Here is a 15,242-nt window from a genome sequence, read left to right as displayed (position 1 = left end):
AAGATGTCCCGTTCAGAAGAACTTTTCCAAGCAGCTCAAGTTCACATTCCCGGTGGAGTTAACTCTCCTGTACGTGCATTTAAAGGTGTAGGCGGCACCCCAATCTTCTTCAAACAAGGCGAAGGCGCTTACTTGTTTGATGAAGACGGTAACAAATACATCGACTACGTTGGCTCTTGGGGGCCGATGATCTTAGGTCATTGCAACAGTGAAGTAATCGATGCCGTACGCGCTTCTTTAGATAACGGTCTAGGTTTCGGCGCGCCAACGGAGATCGAAATAGAGATGGCAAACAAGGTTTGCGAGATCATGCCATCTCTAGACATGGTTCGTATGGTTAGCTCTGGTACAGAAGCTACTATGAGTGCGATCCGTCTGGCACGTGGTTACACTAAGCGCGATAAAATCGTTAAGTTTGAAGGCTGCTACCACGGTCACTCCGACTCTCTTTTAGTTAAAGCAGGCTCTGGCATGCTGACTTTAGGTGAGCCTAGCTCTCCTGGCGTTCCAGCTTCTCTTGCTGAACACACCATCACTCTGACTCACAACGATATCGACAGCGTTCGTAAAGCATTCGCCGAGATCGGTGATCAGATCGCGTGCATCATTGTTGAACCTGTAGCCGGCAACATGAACTGCATTCCTCCGCTTCCAGGCTTCTTAGAAGGTCTACGTGAAGTATGTGATGAATACGGTACGGTTCTTATCTTTGACGAAGTAATGACAGGCTTCCGTGTCGCCCTAGGTGGTGCACAATCTGTTTATAACGTAACGCCCGATCTAACGACGCTTGGTAAAGTTATTGGCGGTGGTCTACCAGTAGGCGCTTTTGGTGGTAAGAAAGAGATCATGGAGCATATCGCTCCGCTAGGCGCTGTTTACCAAGCGGGTACGCTTTCTGGTAACCCACTTGCAATGGCTGCAGGCTTAGCGATGCTGAACGCTGTTTCAAAACCAGGTTTCTACGAGCAACTAAGTGCAAAAGTAGAACTACTAACGGAAGGCTTAGAAGCAGTAGCGATGGCAAATGGCATTCCATTTACTACTAGCCGTGTCGGTGGCATGTTCGGCTTATTCTTCACTGAACAAGAGCAAGTGACTAGCTTCGCTGAAACTATGGCATGTGACGCTGATCGTTTCTCTAAATTCTTCCACGGCATGCTTGAGCAAGGCGTATATCTAGCACCTTCAGCATTTGAAGCGGGCTTTGTATCTGCGGCACACACACAGGAAGATATTGAGAAAACACTCGCAGCGGCTGACCACGTTTTTGCGAATCTAAAATGACCGTAGCGATCATAGCTGGCAATGCGCTTCTTATTGCCAGCGCTCTATTTTTGGCAGGACGCAGTTATAGAGTAGGCGAGAAATATGATCATACTGCCAGTATGGTCATTAGCCTGTCGGCTGCTTTTATCGCTTGCTCAGGTGCAGGCGCACTACTGCTGCAAGGAACAGATCAGGATTCAGTCACGTTCAGGCGCCTGCTTGATAACCTAGCGTACTTTGCTGCAATCCCTTTAATGGCAAGCGCCATGTTTGATTATGCTTGGAAGAAGGATTGGTCACGTGCAGCATGGGGGCGTTGGTTATTAGTATTGTTTGCTCTATTTGAGCTGTGTCGCCGAAGCGAGGTAGGGGTCACCTACAGCCAAGCATGTGCAGGACTATCAGCACTCGCTTTACTAATCAGCTGTTTAAGAATGCAACCGCTAATCACTAAAGCGGCAGGTACCGCATCCGCAATTGCGATTGCAGTTTCGACCCTTGTTTATAGTCAAGCTTCTCTAATACCTCATTTGGCCGACCCAGCTCTGTATCATTCAGTGCTTGCTGTTGCTCTGATACTTTTAAGCATATCCCTTGGAAAAGAAAAGCTTCCTTAAACGATCTCGACCTGCCTATTTCACGCATAAAAAAGCAGCCATTTAGGCTGCTTTTTAGTGCTTATCCGATTAGTAGTTCAGCGCTTTAGTTCGAGCTGCATTTGCACCTGAACGATCACCTGAACTTTGACGAATATCCGCAATTAGCAACCACAACCTTCGCAGCATAACGACATCACCAATAGCCATATTTGTACCTTTGAGGGCCATTTGCTCGGCTTGAGCCCACTGACCTTCAAGGCGACGTACATCAGCCCATTGATAATAGATTTCCGGATCCCTTGGGGCGATCCGTTGCGCACGTTCAAGGCTACTTTCAGCTGCCTGCATTGCCCCTCTATTTTTCTGCTGATTTGCGCTGTTTAACAAAGCAATGACAGCAGGGTTTTGAGCGCGAGCAGTCACAGGCGTTGGAACTGGTACGGCGACAGGCTTCTCAGTTCGCGACTCTCGAACAACCGTAGGTTTGATTTGAACTCCCGTAGCAGATTCGGCTGACTGAATAACACCATCTTGCCCTGATCGATCCTCTACAGGGGGACGGTATACTCCTGTTCCACTCACGCACCCAGTCAAAGCCAATGCTGTTAAAAGTGCTCCAGCTGTTTTATATCGCTTAATTATCTGAACCATCGTTCAAACCAATCCATAGATTCTTGTTGCTGATTTCCGGCACATTCAGCGTAATCTTGCGGAGCTGTACCTTTTATGAACGGCAATTGTCGCACACCCTGACACTGTTCGGCAGAGATCAAACCTGTTTTTTCTTCAATCCAGTGATACTCAATCTCTTCAGGCTGAACAGCCATAAATGACTGAGGTCGTTCTTTTACCATTAACTCGGTCCAAACGCGTAATGCACCTCCCGAACCGGTAAAAGGCAGCTTTCCATTATCATCCAGCCCCAACCAGACCACGGCCATACGATCTCCTGCAAAACCAGCAAACCAACTATCACGCTGACCATTACTGGTGCCTGTCTTACCCGCCACATTGATTGACCCCGGGAGGCGGCTATAGATATAACGCCCTGTGCCTTCGCGGGTAACCGCTTGCAACGCATATTGAATCAGATGCATATTCTCCGCAGTCACCACCTGTTTCACTTCAAAAGGATATCGAGAAAGTTCCTGCCCTTCTGAGTCCGTAACCAAACGAATAGCACGCATCGGCGTTCTAAAACCATTTGCAGCAATCGTCTGATAAACCGTCGCAATCTCAAATGGGCTCATCGACTCCGCGCCCAGTAAAAGCGAGGGGTAGGGCTTGGGATCCCGAGAGATACCTAGACGTTCTAAAGTAGAGATCACTTTCGGCAAACCTATATCCATACCTAATTGAGCAGTACTATGGTTATAGGATTTTGCTAAAGATAGATAAAGCGGCACTTTACCGTGGCTTTGACGATCAAAGTTCTGCGGCACCCAACTCTTACCACCAGGAAGCGGCACACTAATCGGCTGATCATCCAAAAGGGAAGCCAAGGTATAACCCTCTTCTAACCCTGCCAAAAAGACTGCTGGCTTCACCAAAGAACCGATTGGACGGCGCGCATCTAAAGCTCGGTTAAAACCTTGGTACCGCGCGTTTTTACCGCCTACCAGCGCCAACACTTCACCCGTTTGCGGATCAGTGACTACAATACCACCCTGCAGCGCAGTAACTGGTTTGCCGTAGCGTTTCTTTAAATTGCCTATGGTTTTGGTCAGAGCTGCTGCAGTATTCGCTTGAACCATTGGATCTAAGCTAGTGAATACTCGCAAACCTTCTGAGCTAAGTACATCTTCAGGATACTCTTCACGCAACTGACGTTTCACAAGGTCTAGATAGGCAGGGTAAGCACCTTTATGAAGGCTACGCTGTTTAACCACACCTAAGCCACGTTTCTCAGCATCTAGACGATCTTTCATGCTGATCACGCCCTGCTCTTGCAGTACTTTCAACACCAGATCACGACGCGCTTTAGCACGTTCCGGGTGACGCCTTGGGTCGAAGTATGATGGCCCTTTCACCATACCGGCCAATAGCGCGACCTGATGAAGTTTCAATTCATTAATAGGCTGGGCAAAGTAATACTGACTCGCTAGGCCAAAACCATGCACCGCACGGGAGCCCGATTGCCCCAAGTAAACTTCGTTCAGATAAGCTTCTAAAATCTCATCCTTGCTGTAGCGAAGATCCAATAGCACCGCCATCGGGATCTCCATGAGTTTACGCGCCAGGGTTCGATCGGAGGTTAGATAGAAGTTTTTGATCAATTGCTGTGTCAGGGTACTACCGCCCTGAATAAAGCGGCGCGCCTTCAGGTTAACCCACATGGCACGAGCAATACCTTTAGGAGATACACCAAAGTGGTTGTAGTAGTCGCGATCCTCTATCTGAATCAATGAATCCAAAAGCAGTTGTGGTGCTTGATCCAAACGAATCAAGTCACGGTCTTCATTGTCTCGAGGATAAATACCACCGATAAGGATCGGCTCCAGACGACTTAACGGAACGATAGAACCACGACTATCTTTAATCGACACTAATTGATTGCCACTAAAGCTCAGCAATAAACGCTGGGCGCTCTCATCACCATCAGGGAAGCTAAATCCACGGGTATACACACGAGCACGGCTGGAAGCCCATTCCACCATCCCCGGTTTGTCAGCACGATTTACAAATCGATAGCCCAGACCTTTCAATTCATCCTTTAATGCTTGGCGATCTAATACCTGCCCCGGATACAACTCGAGAGGCCGCGCATACACTTTGGCAGGCAATGCCCAGCGCTTACCCTCAAACTTACTTTTGACTTGGACATCCAGATAGATCAAACCAATTCCGCCAATCACCATGCCCAACAGGGACAGTTTGAACAGAAAGATAAGTAACTTTTTCAGGAAACTGCGTGGTTTTTTAGTGCTTTTGCCACGACTTGACGATTTTGGTGCTCTCTTTTTTGCCATTGGCTCAGTATAATGCCTTCCCTTAGCAGGTATATCAGTACGTTTATGACCCTAATCGACTCTCTAAAACAAGCTTCGTTCTATCCGCATCCAGTCGACCAGATTGAGGTGATAGAAACCCACATTTCCTGGCTGATCTTAACAGGCGAATATGCCTATAAGATTAAAAAGCCAGTGGATTTCGGTTTCCTGGATTTTACCACGCTAGAGAAGCGTCAGCACTTCTGTGAGGAAGAGCTACGTCTAAATCAACGATTAGCGCCTGATATCTACCAGCAAGTCATCAGTATTGGCGGTAGTGCTGAGAATCCGATTTTCAATCCAGAAGACAATGAAGAGATCATTGAATATGCTGTTCAAATGCAGCAATTTGATCATTCTCAACGCCTCGATCTCCTTTTAGCTAATCATCGTTTTGAAGCTAGCTGGATCGATACATTAGCCGAACAAATCGCAGATTTTCACCAGCGCATTCCGATTGTGGCGCAAGACAGCCCTTGGGGTGAAGCGGTAACGATTTGGGAAGTTGTATCAGATAACTTCAGCCATATCACCGATGCTATCGACGAACTAGATGACTGGCACAAAGTACAAAAGCTATCCCATTATACTGCGCAACAGTTCCGCAAACTGACCCCACTGATTGAACAACGTAAGCAATCCGGTCATATTCGCGAATGCCATGGCGATCTTCACTTAGCCAACATCACACTTTTCCATGATGAGCTAAGGCTGTTTGACTGTATCGAATTTAACTTACAGTTCCGCTGGATAGATAGTATTTGTGATCTTGCTTTTCTCCTTATGGATCTGGAAGCCAACGGTGAGTTCCGCTGGGCCAATCGCTGCTTAAACCGTTATTTAGAAATCAGTGGAGATTACAATGCTCTACCACTGCTTAATTTCTACAAAGCATACCGTTCCATGGTTCGCGCAAAGGTTGCAGTACTAGGCGAGCATCACGACCTACAAACCCTGCGCCGCTATCTGCGTCTAACCGATTACTATGCTCGCGCACCAAAACCAGCACTGTTTTTGATGCATGGCATTTCCGGCAGTGGCAAGAGCCATTTAAGCCAACAACTCGTTGATCAAACCGATACGATTCGTATCCGTTCTGATGTTGAGCGTAAACGCCTTTTCCGCGAGTTGAGCTTAAAAGGGGAAAAGATAGATCTATATGGGCCGCAAATGAACGCCCATACCTTCAATCATCTTTTTGATACCAGCGCAGAGCTATTACGAAACGGCTACTCAGTGATTGTAGATGCAACTTGTTTGCGCCAAAGAACACGTCAGAACTATATCGAACTGGCAGAGAAACTCGGTATACCTATTCGCATTATCAGCTGCGAATGCGAGCAAAAACTAATTGAAGCCCGTTTGAAGCGCCGCTCCAATGAAGGCTCTGATGCATCCGATGCTGACATTGCAGTTATGCTGGAACAACAACAGCTTGCCCAGCCCCTAACAGAAGAGGAGCGAGCACTTACGCTTTCAATCGATACCGACGATGATGAAGCAATCGTACGTTTATTAGAGCAGCTGCGAATCCAAGAGGTAATTTTCTAATGACAGCCTTATGCCACACTGATGAGATTACTGAAGGTCAGGCTAAAGGGTTTGAGTGTGAAGGCAAAAAGCTTTTCGCGGTAAAATACCGTGGTGAGTTATACGTCTATGAGAATAGCTGCCCACATCGCAGCATTCCCCTAGAATGGCAGCCTGATCAGTTTCTAGATTACGACAAGACCTTCATCCAGTGTGCTACCCATGGCGCGCTTTTCAAAATTGACAGTGGCGAATGCATCTCAGGCCCCTGCGTAGAAGATAGCCTGACCGCCATCCCATTCACCTTAGATGACGGCCAAGTGATCCTCGGCTAAGTAATTACCGGAATCTCGCGCTGAATACTGATCTGTTCAGGCGAGATATCTGCAGCATAAGCAATTACTTCTACCCCAGCCTCTATTGCCTCACGCAGTAAGCGGCCATATTCTGGATCGATCTGATCGGCAGGGCGTACCTGTTGAATCCCTGTGTGAGGCACACAAAACAGCATCACAGCGCGGTCACCTTGCTCCACCATTGCCATTAATTCCTGCAAGTGTTTAGCGCCACGCTTAGTCACTGCATCTGGAAAGCTTCCCCAGTTATCAGATTCAAGCAAAGTCACATTCTTAACTTCAACCCATGCTCGACCTTTCTCTTCATCTTCCAACAAGAGATCAATACGGCTGTTTTCACCATACTTAACCTCTTGACGAATATCAGAGTACCCTTGCAGCTGAGCAATCACCCCTTGCTCAATCCCTTCGCGAATCAGTTTATTGGCACGACCGGTATTGATACAGGCGAAATACTGCCCTTCAACTTCCACCAGCTCCCAACCCAATGGGTATTTACGTTTAGGATTGCCACTGTCGTGCACCCAAACACGGCTATTTGGATCAGCGCAGTTTTTCATGGAGCCCGTATTAGGACAATGGATCGTAACTTCGCGACCATCCGACAAAACAACATCAGCAAGGAAACGCTTATAACGCTTGATCAAACGCCCTTCGATTAGATTTTCGAACTGCATTATTTTTGAATCCTTTTAGATAAACGTTCCAGCATCAACTGAATGCGATCCAACCCTGTGGTGTAGGAGAATCGAATAAATTCCTGACTAAGGTGCTGACCAAAATCCAACCCCGGCGTAGTCGCTATATGATCCTCTTCCAACAATGACCAACAATAATCGAAGGTGTTATCGGTAAGGTGCTGAGCACCTGCATACACATAGAATGCCCCCTCAGGGGTAACTGGCAAATCAAAGCCTAAATCTCTTAATCCAGACACCAAAAGATCACGCCGTTTTTGGAACTCAAAACGTCTACGCTCCAATTCAGAAATCGTTTCAGGCTTAAATGCGGCCAGCGCTGCATATTGCGAAACCGTGTTTGGCGAAATCATCAAATTCTGCGCTAATTTTTCTAATTCTGGGGCAGCCTCCTCAGGCGCCACCAGCCAGCCTAAACGCCACCCAGTCATACCAAAATATTTAGAAAAACTATTGATTACAAAAGCATTTTGATCAATTTCCAATACACTTGGCGCATCTATTCCGTAGGTAAGCCCATGATAGAGCTCATCAACAACCAGATGACCACCTAGTTTTTTAACTGTCGCAGCAATATCAGTTAACTCATCTCGATGGACGACCATACCGGTTGGATTAGCAGGAGAAGCTAACAGCACTCCCGCAGTATTAGCTTGCCAATGCTGTTCGATCAACTCAGCGTTTAACTGGAAATTATCTTCTGCATTGGTCGGCACTAACTGAGATTTAGCTTCTAAAAAGCGCAAGAATTGGCGATTACATGGGTAACCCGGGTCAGCCATCATAAACGACTGCCCAGCATCAGCGAGCAAAGAGAACGCCATCAGCAAAGCGCTGGAAGCGCCGGTGGTTACAACGATCCGATCAGGGGAGACATCTAGCCCATATTTCGTGGCATACCACTGACTGATCGCCTCGCGTAACTCAGGAATACCCGCGGCAGGCGTATACTGAGTCAGGCCGCTATCAATCGCCGCTTTGGCTGCTTCTGCAATCAATGGTGCTGTTGCAAAATCAGGCTCACCCACCTCCATATGGATAACGTCACATCCAGCATCATCAAGTTGCTTAGCCCGTTTCAGCAAGTCCATCACTTTAAAAGACTCAATTTCTGCAACACGTTGGGAAGGACGGAATACCATGCGAATACCTGATCAAACACTAAAAATGGCAGTATACCTCAGACCATTTACGAATATCCCGCCTAGAGCGCCTATTTACAAGCGCTTCAAGGTGAACTAAACCTAATGAGATGTCTTTTAGTATCAATAGAATACATTTAGGGCTAGCGAAACGGCGAGGCATCTGGTAATTTGCCTGCCTTCTATGCTAAATCAATGTATTTATTGCATAACTAAACACAGGCAAGTGAAGTCACCCTTAAGGTGGCTTACGAAAGAAAGAGAGTGAGGCAGCGCTTATGCCAAACAAGAGCGAATCTTTCACACATATTGATCCTTACCCACTAGTTGAGGGTGAGGAATACATGAATGAGAAGCAGAAGGATCATTTCCGTGCAATCCTAGGTGCTTGGAAACAAGAACTGATGGAAGAAGTGGATAGCACTATCCACCACTTGCGCGAAGAGCCTTCAAATTTTGCAGATCCAAGCGATCGAGCTAGCCAGGAAGAAGAATTCAGCCTTGAGCTACGTACTCGTGACCGCGAACGTAAATTGATCAAAAAGATCAATGAATCGCTTGAGCTGATCGACGAAGATGAATACGGTTATTGCGATGCCTGCGGTATCGAAATTGGCGTTCGACGTCTCGAAGCTCGACCTACAGCGTCTTTGTGTATCGATTGCAAAACGCTGGCGGAGATCAAAGAAAAGCAAGTCGGCGGCTAAATCTAAACTAAGCCAGTTAATATAACTGGCTTAGCTTTAAGCATTTATCGTGACCTATATCGGCCGATTTGCCCCATCCCCTACTGGGCCATTACATTTTGGTTCACTCCTTGCTGCACTCGCCAGTTTTTTGGATGCACGTGCCCATGAGGGTGAATGGCTTTTACGCATCGAAGATTTAGATCCTCCTCGCGAACAGCCAGACGTCAAAGAACAATTTCCACTGTTACTGGAAAGTTACGGTCTTTATTGGGATGGTGAACTCAGCTTTCAAAGCGAACGTCTTGAACTCTATGCGCCGGTACTGCAGGAACTACTCGAAGCTCATCACGCTTACCCCTGCTCCTGTTCACGTAAAGAGATCCTAAGCCGCTGCGATAATTTGGTGTATGACCAACATTGTTTGATGCACCCTCCGGCGCAAGATGACAACGTTGCCATTCGTATCAACAGCAACGGTACGCTCATTAGTTTTCGCGATATTATCCAAGGCCCCCATGCCTATAATTTAAGTAGTACCGGCGACTTTGTTGTATTCCGCCGTGATGGTTTATACTCCTACCAACTCGCCGTGACTATCGACGATTATCTGCAAGGCATTACCCATATTGTGCGCGGCTCAGACCTACTAGATGAAACGGCCAAACAGATTCATCTACAGCAACTGTTAGGTTATCCGACACCCGCTTATGCACACATTCCTGTGGCGGCCAACACCGAAGGTCAAAAGCTGAGTAAGCAAACCTTTGCACCGGCACTAGAAACCACCGATCCCATTCCAGTTTTGTTTAAAGCTTTGAAATTTTTAGATCAAGAACCGCCACGAGAACTTCTATACGCAAGTAGAGATGAACTACTGGAGTGGGCGATTGCAAACTGGGATATACGCAAAATAAAACCAACACTCAGTAAGCCGCTACTAAACGAGTCGTAAGATGTATTTCCACCGAGTCCTACTTTTATTGATACCCGGTTTATACATGGTATTACCCCTCATTATTGATAGCTGGCAGAGCCTGACAACACCTTGGTATCTTCCTTACGTTGCTTGGTTTCTTATTATCTTATTAGCATTTCTGATCGAGCGGAGACCAAGAGATGTTTAGTCTTCCATTACTCATCCTGATCGGAGTTGCTTATCTACTCTTTCTCTTTGGTACGGCCTACCTTACCGAGAGAGGACTATTACCAAAGCAGTTGGTTCACCATCCATTTACCCATATCCTTTCTATCGGGGTATATGCCAGCGTATGGACGTTCTATGGTGCCTTTGGACTAGCCCAAGAATCGGGATATAGCTTTTTAGCTTCATATCTAGGCGCTGTCGTCACCTTTATCTTAGGCCCAGTGCTGCTGATCCCTATCCTCAGGATATCGAGGACATACCAACTTAGCTCGCTACCCGACCTCCTCGCCTTTCGTTTTCGCAGCGGGGCGGTTGGTACTATTACAGCCATACTCACCGTCATCGCCACTCTCCCGATGCTCTCAATTCAGATACAAGCGGTGACCGATGCCCTGTATCTGCTAAATGATCAATTCAGTGTTGACCAGATCGGCTTAGGCTTTTGCTTTGTAATCGCCCTGTTCTCAATTTTATTCGGTGCACGTCACGCCTCTTTACGCACGACCCATCAAGGCCTCATGGTGGCCATGGCAGTTGAGTCTCTGATTAAATTAATCGCACTTCTAGTGATTGCTGGCTTTGCAATCTTTGGTGTCTTAGGTGGAGTCGAAGGGGTTAACGAGTTTATCACCAGCCACCCAGAATCGATCAAGCGGCTAGAAGCACCTGTAGACAGTGACGCTTGGCGAACCTTATTACTGGCATTTTTCACCGCAGCAATTGTGATGCCGCATATGTTTCACATGCTGTTTACCGAAAATTCATCTGACGAAACACTCTATAAAGCCACATGGGCGATGCCGCTATTTCTGTTTTTGCTTGCAGCTGCAGTTCCACCCATCCTTTGGGCAGGCGAAGCACTTGGCGTAGGCGGTGAAGCGCAATTCATCCTTTTGAATATGGGTGTTTTCTTAGACTCTACTTGGCTAACGGTATTGGCATTTATCGGTGGTTTATCAGCAGCCAGTGGCATTATGATTGTGGCAACAGTGGCTATGGCTTCGATGATTCAGAACCACGTTATCCTGCCGTTAGTCCCAAAACCGAAAACCCCTCGTTTCTATGCCTGGCTTTTATGGCTTAGACGTAGTTTGATTATGGCGATGCTGCTTGCCAGCTATCTTTTCTATCGCCAGATAGGTACGGACTTTGCCCTGCATCAGATGGGTGTGGTTGCTGTAGTCGCCTTCCTACAGTTCTTACCGGGATTACTATCCACCCTGTTCTGGTCCAGAGCGAACCGCTGGGGTCTACTCATAGGCTTATCCGCTGGCATGGGGATCTGGCTGCTAACCATGTTAGTCCCGCTTCTAGATAGCTCCGCCAGCGAATTGGTACCATTCGATTTAGATACAGATAACTGGGATCATATTGCGATTCTTTCGCTGATGCTGAACACGGCACTTCTGACCGTAGTGTCTCTGATCTTCCCTCAATCGGAAGATGAGCGCAGAGCTGCGCAATCCTGCTTGATGAACGCGTTGCAAAAACCAAGTTCCAATCACCTGCGCGTTTCCAGAATTGATGACTTTACCGATCTACTGTCTAGCCGATTGGGCCGAAAAACCGCAGAGCGCGAAGTCCAAAAAGCACTAGAGAGTCTGAATATACAATCGCAGACTGTGCGTCCGATCGACCTGTTACGCCTTCGAACAACGCTTGAAACTAACCTTTCAGGCTTACTTGGGCCTATAGAAGCCGCTGCTTTACTTGAGCCTTTGGATCAACCTTCCGATCCAATTACCTTCAAAGCCAGTAATACGCACCTGATTGAAAACCAGCTGGAAAACTATCAAGAACGTTTGACCGGTCTTGCTGCCGAACTTGATGAAATGCGCCGTTACCACCGTCTTACACTGCAAAAACTCCCCGTCGGTGTATGTACCCTCGATACCTCTGGACAAGTGCTATTCTGGAATATTGAGATGGAGCGTCTGACCCAAATTAAAGCGGAAGAGATTATTGGTACGCCTCTACAAAGCCATACCGATACTTGGAGCACTATTTTAGAAGAATTTGCCCACGCGGATAGCGATCACAAGTTGAGCCAAAAACTGATCTTAAATGAACAAACTCATTGGTTCAGTTTGCACAAATCGATTCTTAAAGAGCGTCGCGATATCGGCATGGTATTGCTACTAGAAGACGAGACCGACACTAAAATCATGCAGGACAAGCTCGGCCATAACGAACGACTTGCATCTATCGGTCGCTTTGCTGCGGGTGTTGCCCACGAGATTGGAAACCCTGTAACAGGGATCGCTTGTCTAGCACAGAATCTGAAGCTAGAAACAGATAACGACTATATTCTTGAAACCGGCGATCATATCGTCGATCAAACCAAACGTATCAGCCGTATAGTGCAATCCCTTGTCAGATTCGCCCATGCAGGTCGCCCCGAAGCTGAACGAGAGCAAGTACCGGTATCCCTTGCGCAATGTGCTGAAGAAGCTATTCACCTAATGTCTTTGGATAGCCATGGCAAGCAGCAACAGTACATCAATCAGATACCCGATGAGCTTCGTGTTAGTGGTGATCCACAACAACTTCATCAAATCTTTGTAAACCTGATTCAAAATGCCAGCGATGCCTCACCTGAAGGCGGGCGTATCTGGCTGCATGCCAATGAGAATATTGAAACCATAGAACTTCGAGTAACCGATGAAGGCAGCGGTATATCAGCAGAATCCCAAGAGCGTCTGTTTGAACCGTTCTTTACCACAAAAGACCCTGGTCAGGGTACAGGTTTGGGCCTATCTTTGGTTTACAATATTATTGAAGAACATTGTGGTAATATTGAAATTATAAGCCCAGCCAACAACAAGCAGAACAAAGGCACTCAAGTGGTAATAACGCTCCCGCGCTTAAAGTGGACAGAAGATCCAGACAGCGCAGGATAGTGGGATGAGAGGTAGAGAGCCGATGAGCCGCATTCTGATTGTAGAAGATGAAACAATAATCCGGTCTGCACTTCGCAGACTACTCGAGAAAAACCATTTCCAAGTCGACGACGCCGCTTCTGTAGATGAAGCCACCAGCCGTTTCAACCTTGGCGACTTCAACCTAATTATCAGCGACCTTCGTCTGCCGGGCGCACCTGGCACAGACATGATCTCGTTGGCAAAATCAGTTCCTGTACTGATCATGACCAGTTATGCGAGTTTACGCTCTGCTGTTGATGCGATGAAGCTCGGTGCTGTCGACTATATTGCCAAGCCTTTTGATCACGATGAGATGATCAGCTCGGTACAGCATATTCTTTCCTCTCGTTCGGAATCTGACAGCCCCGTTACCGAACATGATGCCGCAGCTGCCGAGAACCGCACTAATATCATTGGCTCCTGCCAACCAATGCAGGAACTCGATAAGCGCATCAAGAAAGTTGCTCGCACCCAAGCGACTGTTTTGATTCAAGGCGAGTCTGGCACAGGTAAAGAACTTGCAGCTCGCGCGATTCACGAACAGAGCAATCGCGCCAACATCCCAATGATTTCGGTGAACTGCGCGGCGATCCCAGAGAGCCTAATTGAGTCAGAGCTCTTTGGTCACGAAAAAGGCGCTTTTACCGGCGCTAGCAGCAGCCGCAGCGGCTTACTTGAAGCTGCAGACGGCGGCACGCTATTTCTTGATGAGATTGGAGAGCTTCCTCTTGAAGCCCAAGCACGTTTGTTACGCTTCCTACAAGAAGGTGAGATCCGACGTGTAGGCTCGGTACAATCAAAGAAAGTTGATGTTCGCCTGATCGCTGCAACCCACAGAAATCTAAAAGAGTTAGCGAAACAGAACGAGTTTCGTGAAGACCTCTATTACAGACTCTATGTGATGGAGCTTCGCATTCCTCCATTACGAGAACGCGGCGACGATATTATTGAGTTAGCTGAAAAAATGCTGGCTCGTGTTTGTCAGCGAATGGAAACAGCACCTTTACGTTTCGCCAATGATGCGCTTGAAACAATGCGCAGATACAGCTGGCCGGGCAATGTTCGTGAATTAGAAAATGCCATCGAGCGTGCAACCATTCTTGCAGAAGGCCCATTCATTACCACAGATCTTTTAGGCTTAGATATCCCAGTAAGCTCACTAGATGATATTGAAAGCCAGTTTGTTGCAATGAATCAGGCTACTCCTCAAGCAGTACAGACTGAAGACCAATCTAAACTATCTTTAGATGACTACTTCCAAAGATTCGTTCTAGAAAATCAGGACCAATTGAGCGAAACAGAACTGGCTAAGAAACTCGGCGTGAGCCGCAAGTGTTTATGGGAACGCAGACAAAAACTTGGCATTCCTCGCAAGTCGAAAAAATAGATTATACCAAGGTCTAAAGAGCAACATTTAAGTAACATTACGGTAACAATTCAGGTGTTACCGTACTACCCAGCAACTAGTACCAAAGCGTAACACCCAGTAACAAAACCGCTACAAAAGTAGATCAAAAAACAAACAGGCAAAAATAAACCGTTGTTTTATAAGGATTAATAAAAACTGGCACATGGCGTGCAATATATTGCGCGACAACAAAAAGAAGCACACTTCTTAAACTAGACCGCCAATAAAAATAAAAACTGGAATAGATTAAAGAAGTACCTGTCTCGAATAAAAATAATAATGAGGCTTAAGAAAGCTGATCGTAGCGAAGCTGTAACGATCTTAATATTGCTCTTAGAACAAAAACAACAAGCTGAGAAATAGCCGTTGTTGCCTGAGATGCGATCAGCTACCCATCTCCTTCCCTTTTTCTTCTATCTTTTAAATTTCCCAATCTACTGTGTAACAGTGGTATGATTGCGCACCCATTTAATTCGGGCAGTAAGCACTGTTTAGA

Annotated in this window: 12 protein-coding genes; 8 read left to right on the top strand and 4 right to left on the bottom strand. The window is 46.8% G+C overall.

Annotated features, from left to right (window positions below):
* Positions 1-3: 3 nt before the first annotated feature.
* Both hemL and ACMXYR_RS01980 read left to right on the top strand, forming a co-directional pair.
* Entirely contained in the window at positions 4-1,287 is a 1,284-nt protein-coding gene (gene hemL / locus ACMXYR_RS01985) for a glutamate-1-semialdehyde 2,1-aminomutase (protein WP_415902699.1), read from the top strand.
* Entirely contained in the window at positions 1,284-1,886 is a 603-nt protein-coding gene (locus tag ACMXYR_RS01980) for a hypothetical protein (RefSeq protein ID WP_415902698.1), read from the top strand. Before hemL ends, ACMXYR_RS01980 begins: the two co-directional genes overlap by 4 nt.
* A gap of 69 nt (positions 1,887-1,955) precedes the next feature.
* Here the strand turns inward: ACMXYR_RS01980 and ACMXYR_RS01975 are convergent, their stop codons facing one another.
* Both ACMXYR_RS01975 and mrcB read right to left on the bottom strand, forming a co-directional pair.
* The gene (locus ACMXYR_RS01975) at positions 1,956-2,519 is read right to left on the bottom strand and encodes a tetratricopeptide repeat protein (protein ID WP_415902697.1); all 564 of its coding nucleotides are present in this window, start codon (positions 2,517-2,519) and stop codon (positions 1,956-1,958) included.
* Positions 2,507-4,837, bottom strand: coding sequence for a penicillin-binding protein 1B (gene mrcB, locus ACMXYR_RS01970; protein WP_415902696.1), 2,331 nt, complete (start codon positions 4,835-4,837; stop codon positions 2,507-2,509). Before mrcB ends, ACMXYR_RS01975 begins: the two co-directional genes overlap by 13 nt.
* Before the next feature lie 45 nt (positions 4,838-4,882).
* On the opposite strand from mrcB, the gene ACMXYR_RS01965 reads away from it, so the two are divergent.
* Positions 4,883-6,409 carry an AAA family ATPase gene (locus ACMXYR_RS01965; RefSeq protein ID WP_415902695.1) on the top strand — a complete coding sequence of 509 codons (1,527 nt, stop codon included), beginning with the start codon at positions 4,883-4,885 and terminating at the stop codon, positions 6,407-6,409.
* Positions 6,409-6,723, top strand: coding sequence for a Rieske (2Fe-2S) protein (locus ACMXYR_RS01960; RefSeq protein ID WP_415902694.1), 315 nt, complete (start codon positions 6,409-6,411; stop codon positions 6,721-6,723). The genes ACMXYR_RS01965 and ACMXYR_RS01960 overlap by 1 nt, the downstream gene beginning before the upstream one ends.
* On the opposite strand, the gene sfsA is transcribed toward ACMXYR_RS01960, so the two are convergent.
* The gene (sfsA, locus tag ACMXYR_RS01955; RefSeq protein ID WP_415902693.1) at positions 6,720-7,421 is read right to left on the bottom strand and encodes a DNA/RNA nuclease SfsA; all 702 of its coding nucleotides are present in this window, start codon (positions 7,419-7,421) and stop codon (positions 6,720-6,722) included. The genes ACMXYR_RS01960 and sfsA overlap by 4 nt on opposite strands.
* Positions 7,421-8,584, bottom strand: coding sequence for a pyridoxal phosphate-dependent aminotransferase (locus ACMXYR_RS01950; protein ID WP_415902692.1), 1,164 nt, complete (start codon positions 8,582-8,584; stop codon positions 7,421-7,423). Before ACMXYR_RS01950 ends, sfsA begins: the two co-directional genes overlap by 1 nt.
* A 278-nt stretch (positions 8,585-8,862) precedes the next feature.
* On the opposite strand from ACMXYR_RS01950, the gene dksA reads away from it, so the two are divergent.
* The 4 genes from dksA to ACMXYR_RS01930 all read left to right on the top strand — a co-directional run bounded on the left by dksA (position 8,863) and on the right by ACMXYR_RS01930 (position 14,725).
* Positions 8,863-9,291: an RNA polymerase-binding protein DksA gene (gene dksA / locus ACMXYR_RS01945; protein ID WP_415883334.1), complete on the top strand. Its 429-nt coding sequence runs from the start codon at positions 8,863-8,865 to the stop codon at positions 9,289-9,291.
* Between the two features lie 49 nt (positions 9,292-9,340).
* A complete protein-coding gene (gluQRS, locus tag ACMXYR_RS01940) occupies positions 9,341-10,225 on the top strand; it encodes a tRNA glutamyl-Q(34) synthetase GluQRS (RefSeq protein ID WP_415902691.1) in 885 nt (294 codons plus the stop codon).
* A 164-nt stretch (positions 10,226-10,389) separates the two neighbouring features.
* Complete coding sequence (locus tag ACMXYR_RS01935) at positions 10,390-13,317, top strand: sensor histidine kinase (RefSeq protein WP_415902690.1); 2,928 nt, start codon at positions 10,390-10,392, stop codon at positions 13,315-13,317.
* 22 nt (positions 13,318-13,339) lie between these two features.
* Positions 13,340-14,725, top strand: coding sequence for a sigma-54-dependent transcriptional regulator (locus ACMXYR_RS01930; protein ID WP_415903620.1), 1,386 nt, complete (start codon positions 13,340-13,342; stop codon positions 14,723-14,725).
* The last annotated feature ends 517 nt before the right edge of the window (positions 14,726-15,242 follow it).

The sequence above is a fragment of the Neptuniibacter sp. QD29_5 genome (genome assembly GCF_047778125.1).
Taxonomy (GTDB): domain Bacteria; phylum Pseudomonadota; class Gammaproteobacteria; order Pseudomonadales; family Balneatricaceae; genus Neptuniibacter.
The sequence above is the reverse complement of the archived record's forward strand: the minus strand, read 5'-3'. Positions and strand labels throughout refer to the sequence as shown.

Coding starts and splice junctions, on each gene's coding strand:
- dksA (WP_415883334.1), top strand. CDS start 8,863: ATGCCAAACAAGAGCGAATCTTTCACACATATTGATCCTTACCCACTA.
- ACMXYR_RS01980 (WP_415902698.1), top strand. CDS start 1,284: ATGACCGTAGCGATCATAGCTGGCAATGCGCTTCTTATTGCCAGCGCT.
- ACMXYR_RS01950 (WP_415902692.1), bottom strand. CDS start 8,584: ATGGTATTCCGTCCTTCCCAACGTGTTGCAGAAATTGAGTCTTTTAAA.
- ACMXYR_RS01930 (WP_415903620.1), top strand. CDS start 13,340: ATGAGCCGCATTCTGATTGTAGAAGATGAAACAATAATCCGGTCTGCA.
- ACMXYR_RS01965 (WP_415902695.1), top strand. CDS start 4,883: ATGACCCTAATCGACTCTCTAAAACAAGCTTCGTTCTATCCGCATCCA.
- ACMXYR_RS01935 (WP_415902690.1), top strand. CDS start 10,390: ATGTTTAGTCTTCCATTACTCATCCTGATCGGAGTTGCTTATCTACTC.
- mrcB (WP_415902696.1), bottom strand. CDS start 4,837: ATGGCAAAAAAGAGAGCACCAAAATCGTCAAGTCGTGGCAAAAGCACT.
- ACMXYR_RS01960 (WP_415902694.1), top strand. CDS start 6,409: ATGACAGCCTTATGCCACACTGATGAGATTACTGAAGGTCAGGCTAAA.
- ACMXYR_RS01975 (WP_415902697.1), bottom strand. CDS start 2,519: ATGGTTCAGATAATTAAGCGATATAAAACAGCTGGAGCACTTTTAACA.
- sfsA (WP_415902693.1), bottom strand. CDS start 7,421: ATGCAGTTCGAAAATCTAATCGAAGGGCGTTTGATCAAGCGTTATAAG.
- hemL (WP_415902699.1), top strand. CDS start 4: ATGTCCCGTTCAGAAGAACTTTTCCAAGCAGCTCAAGTTCACATTCCC.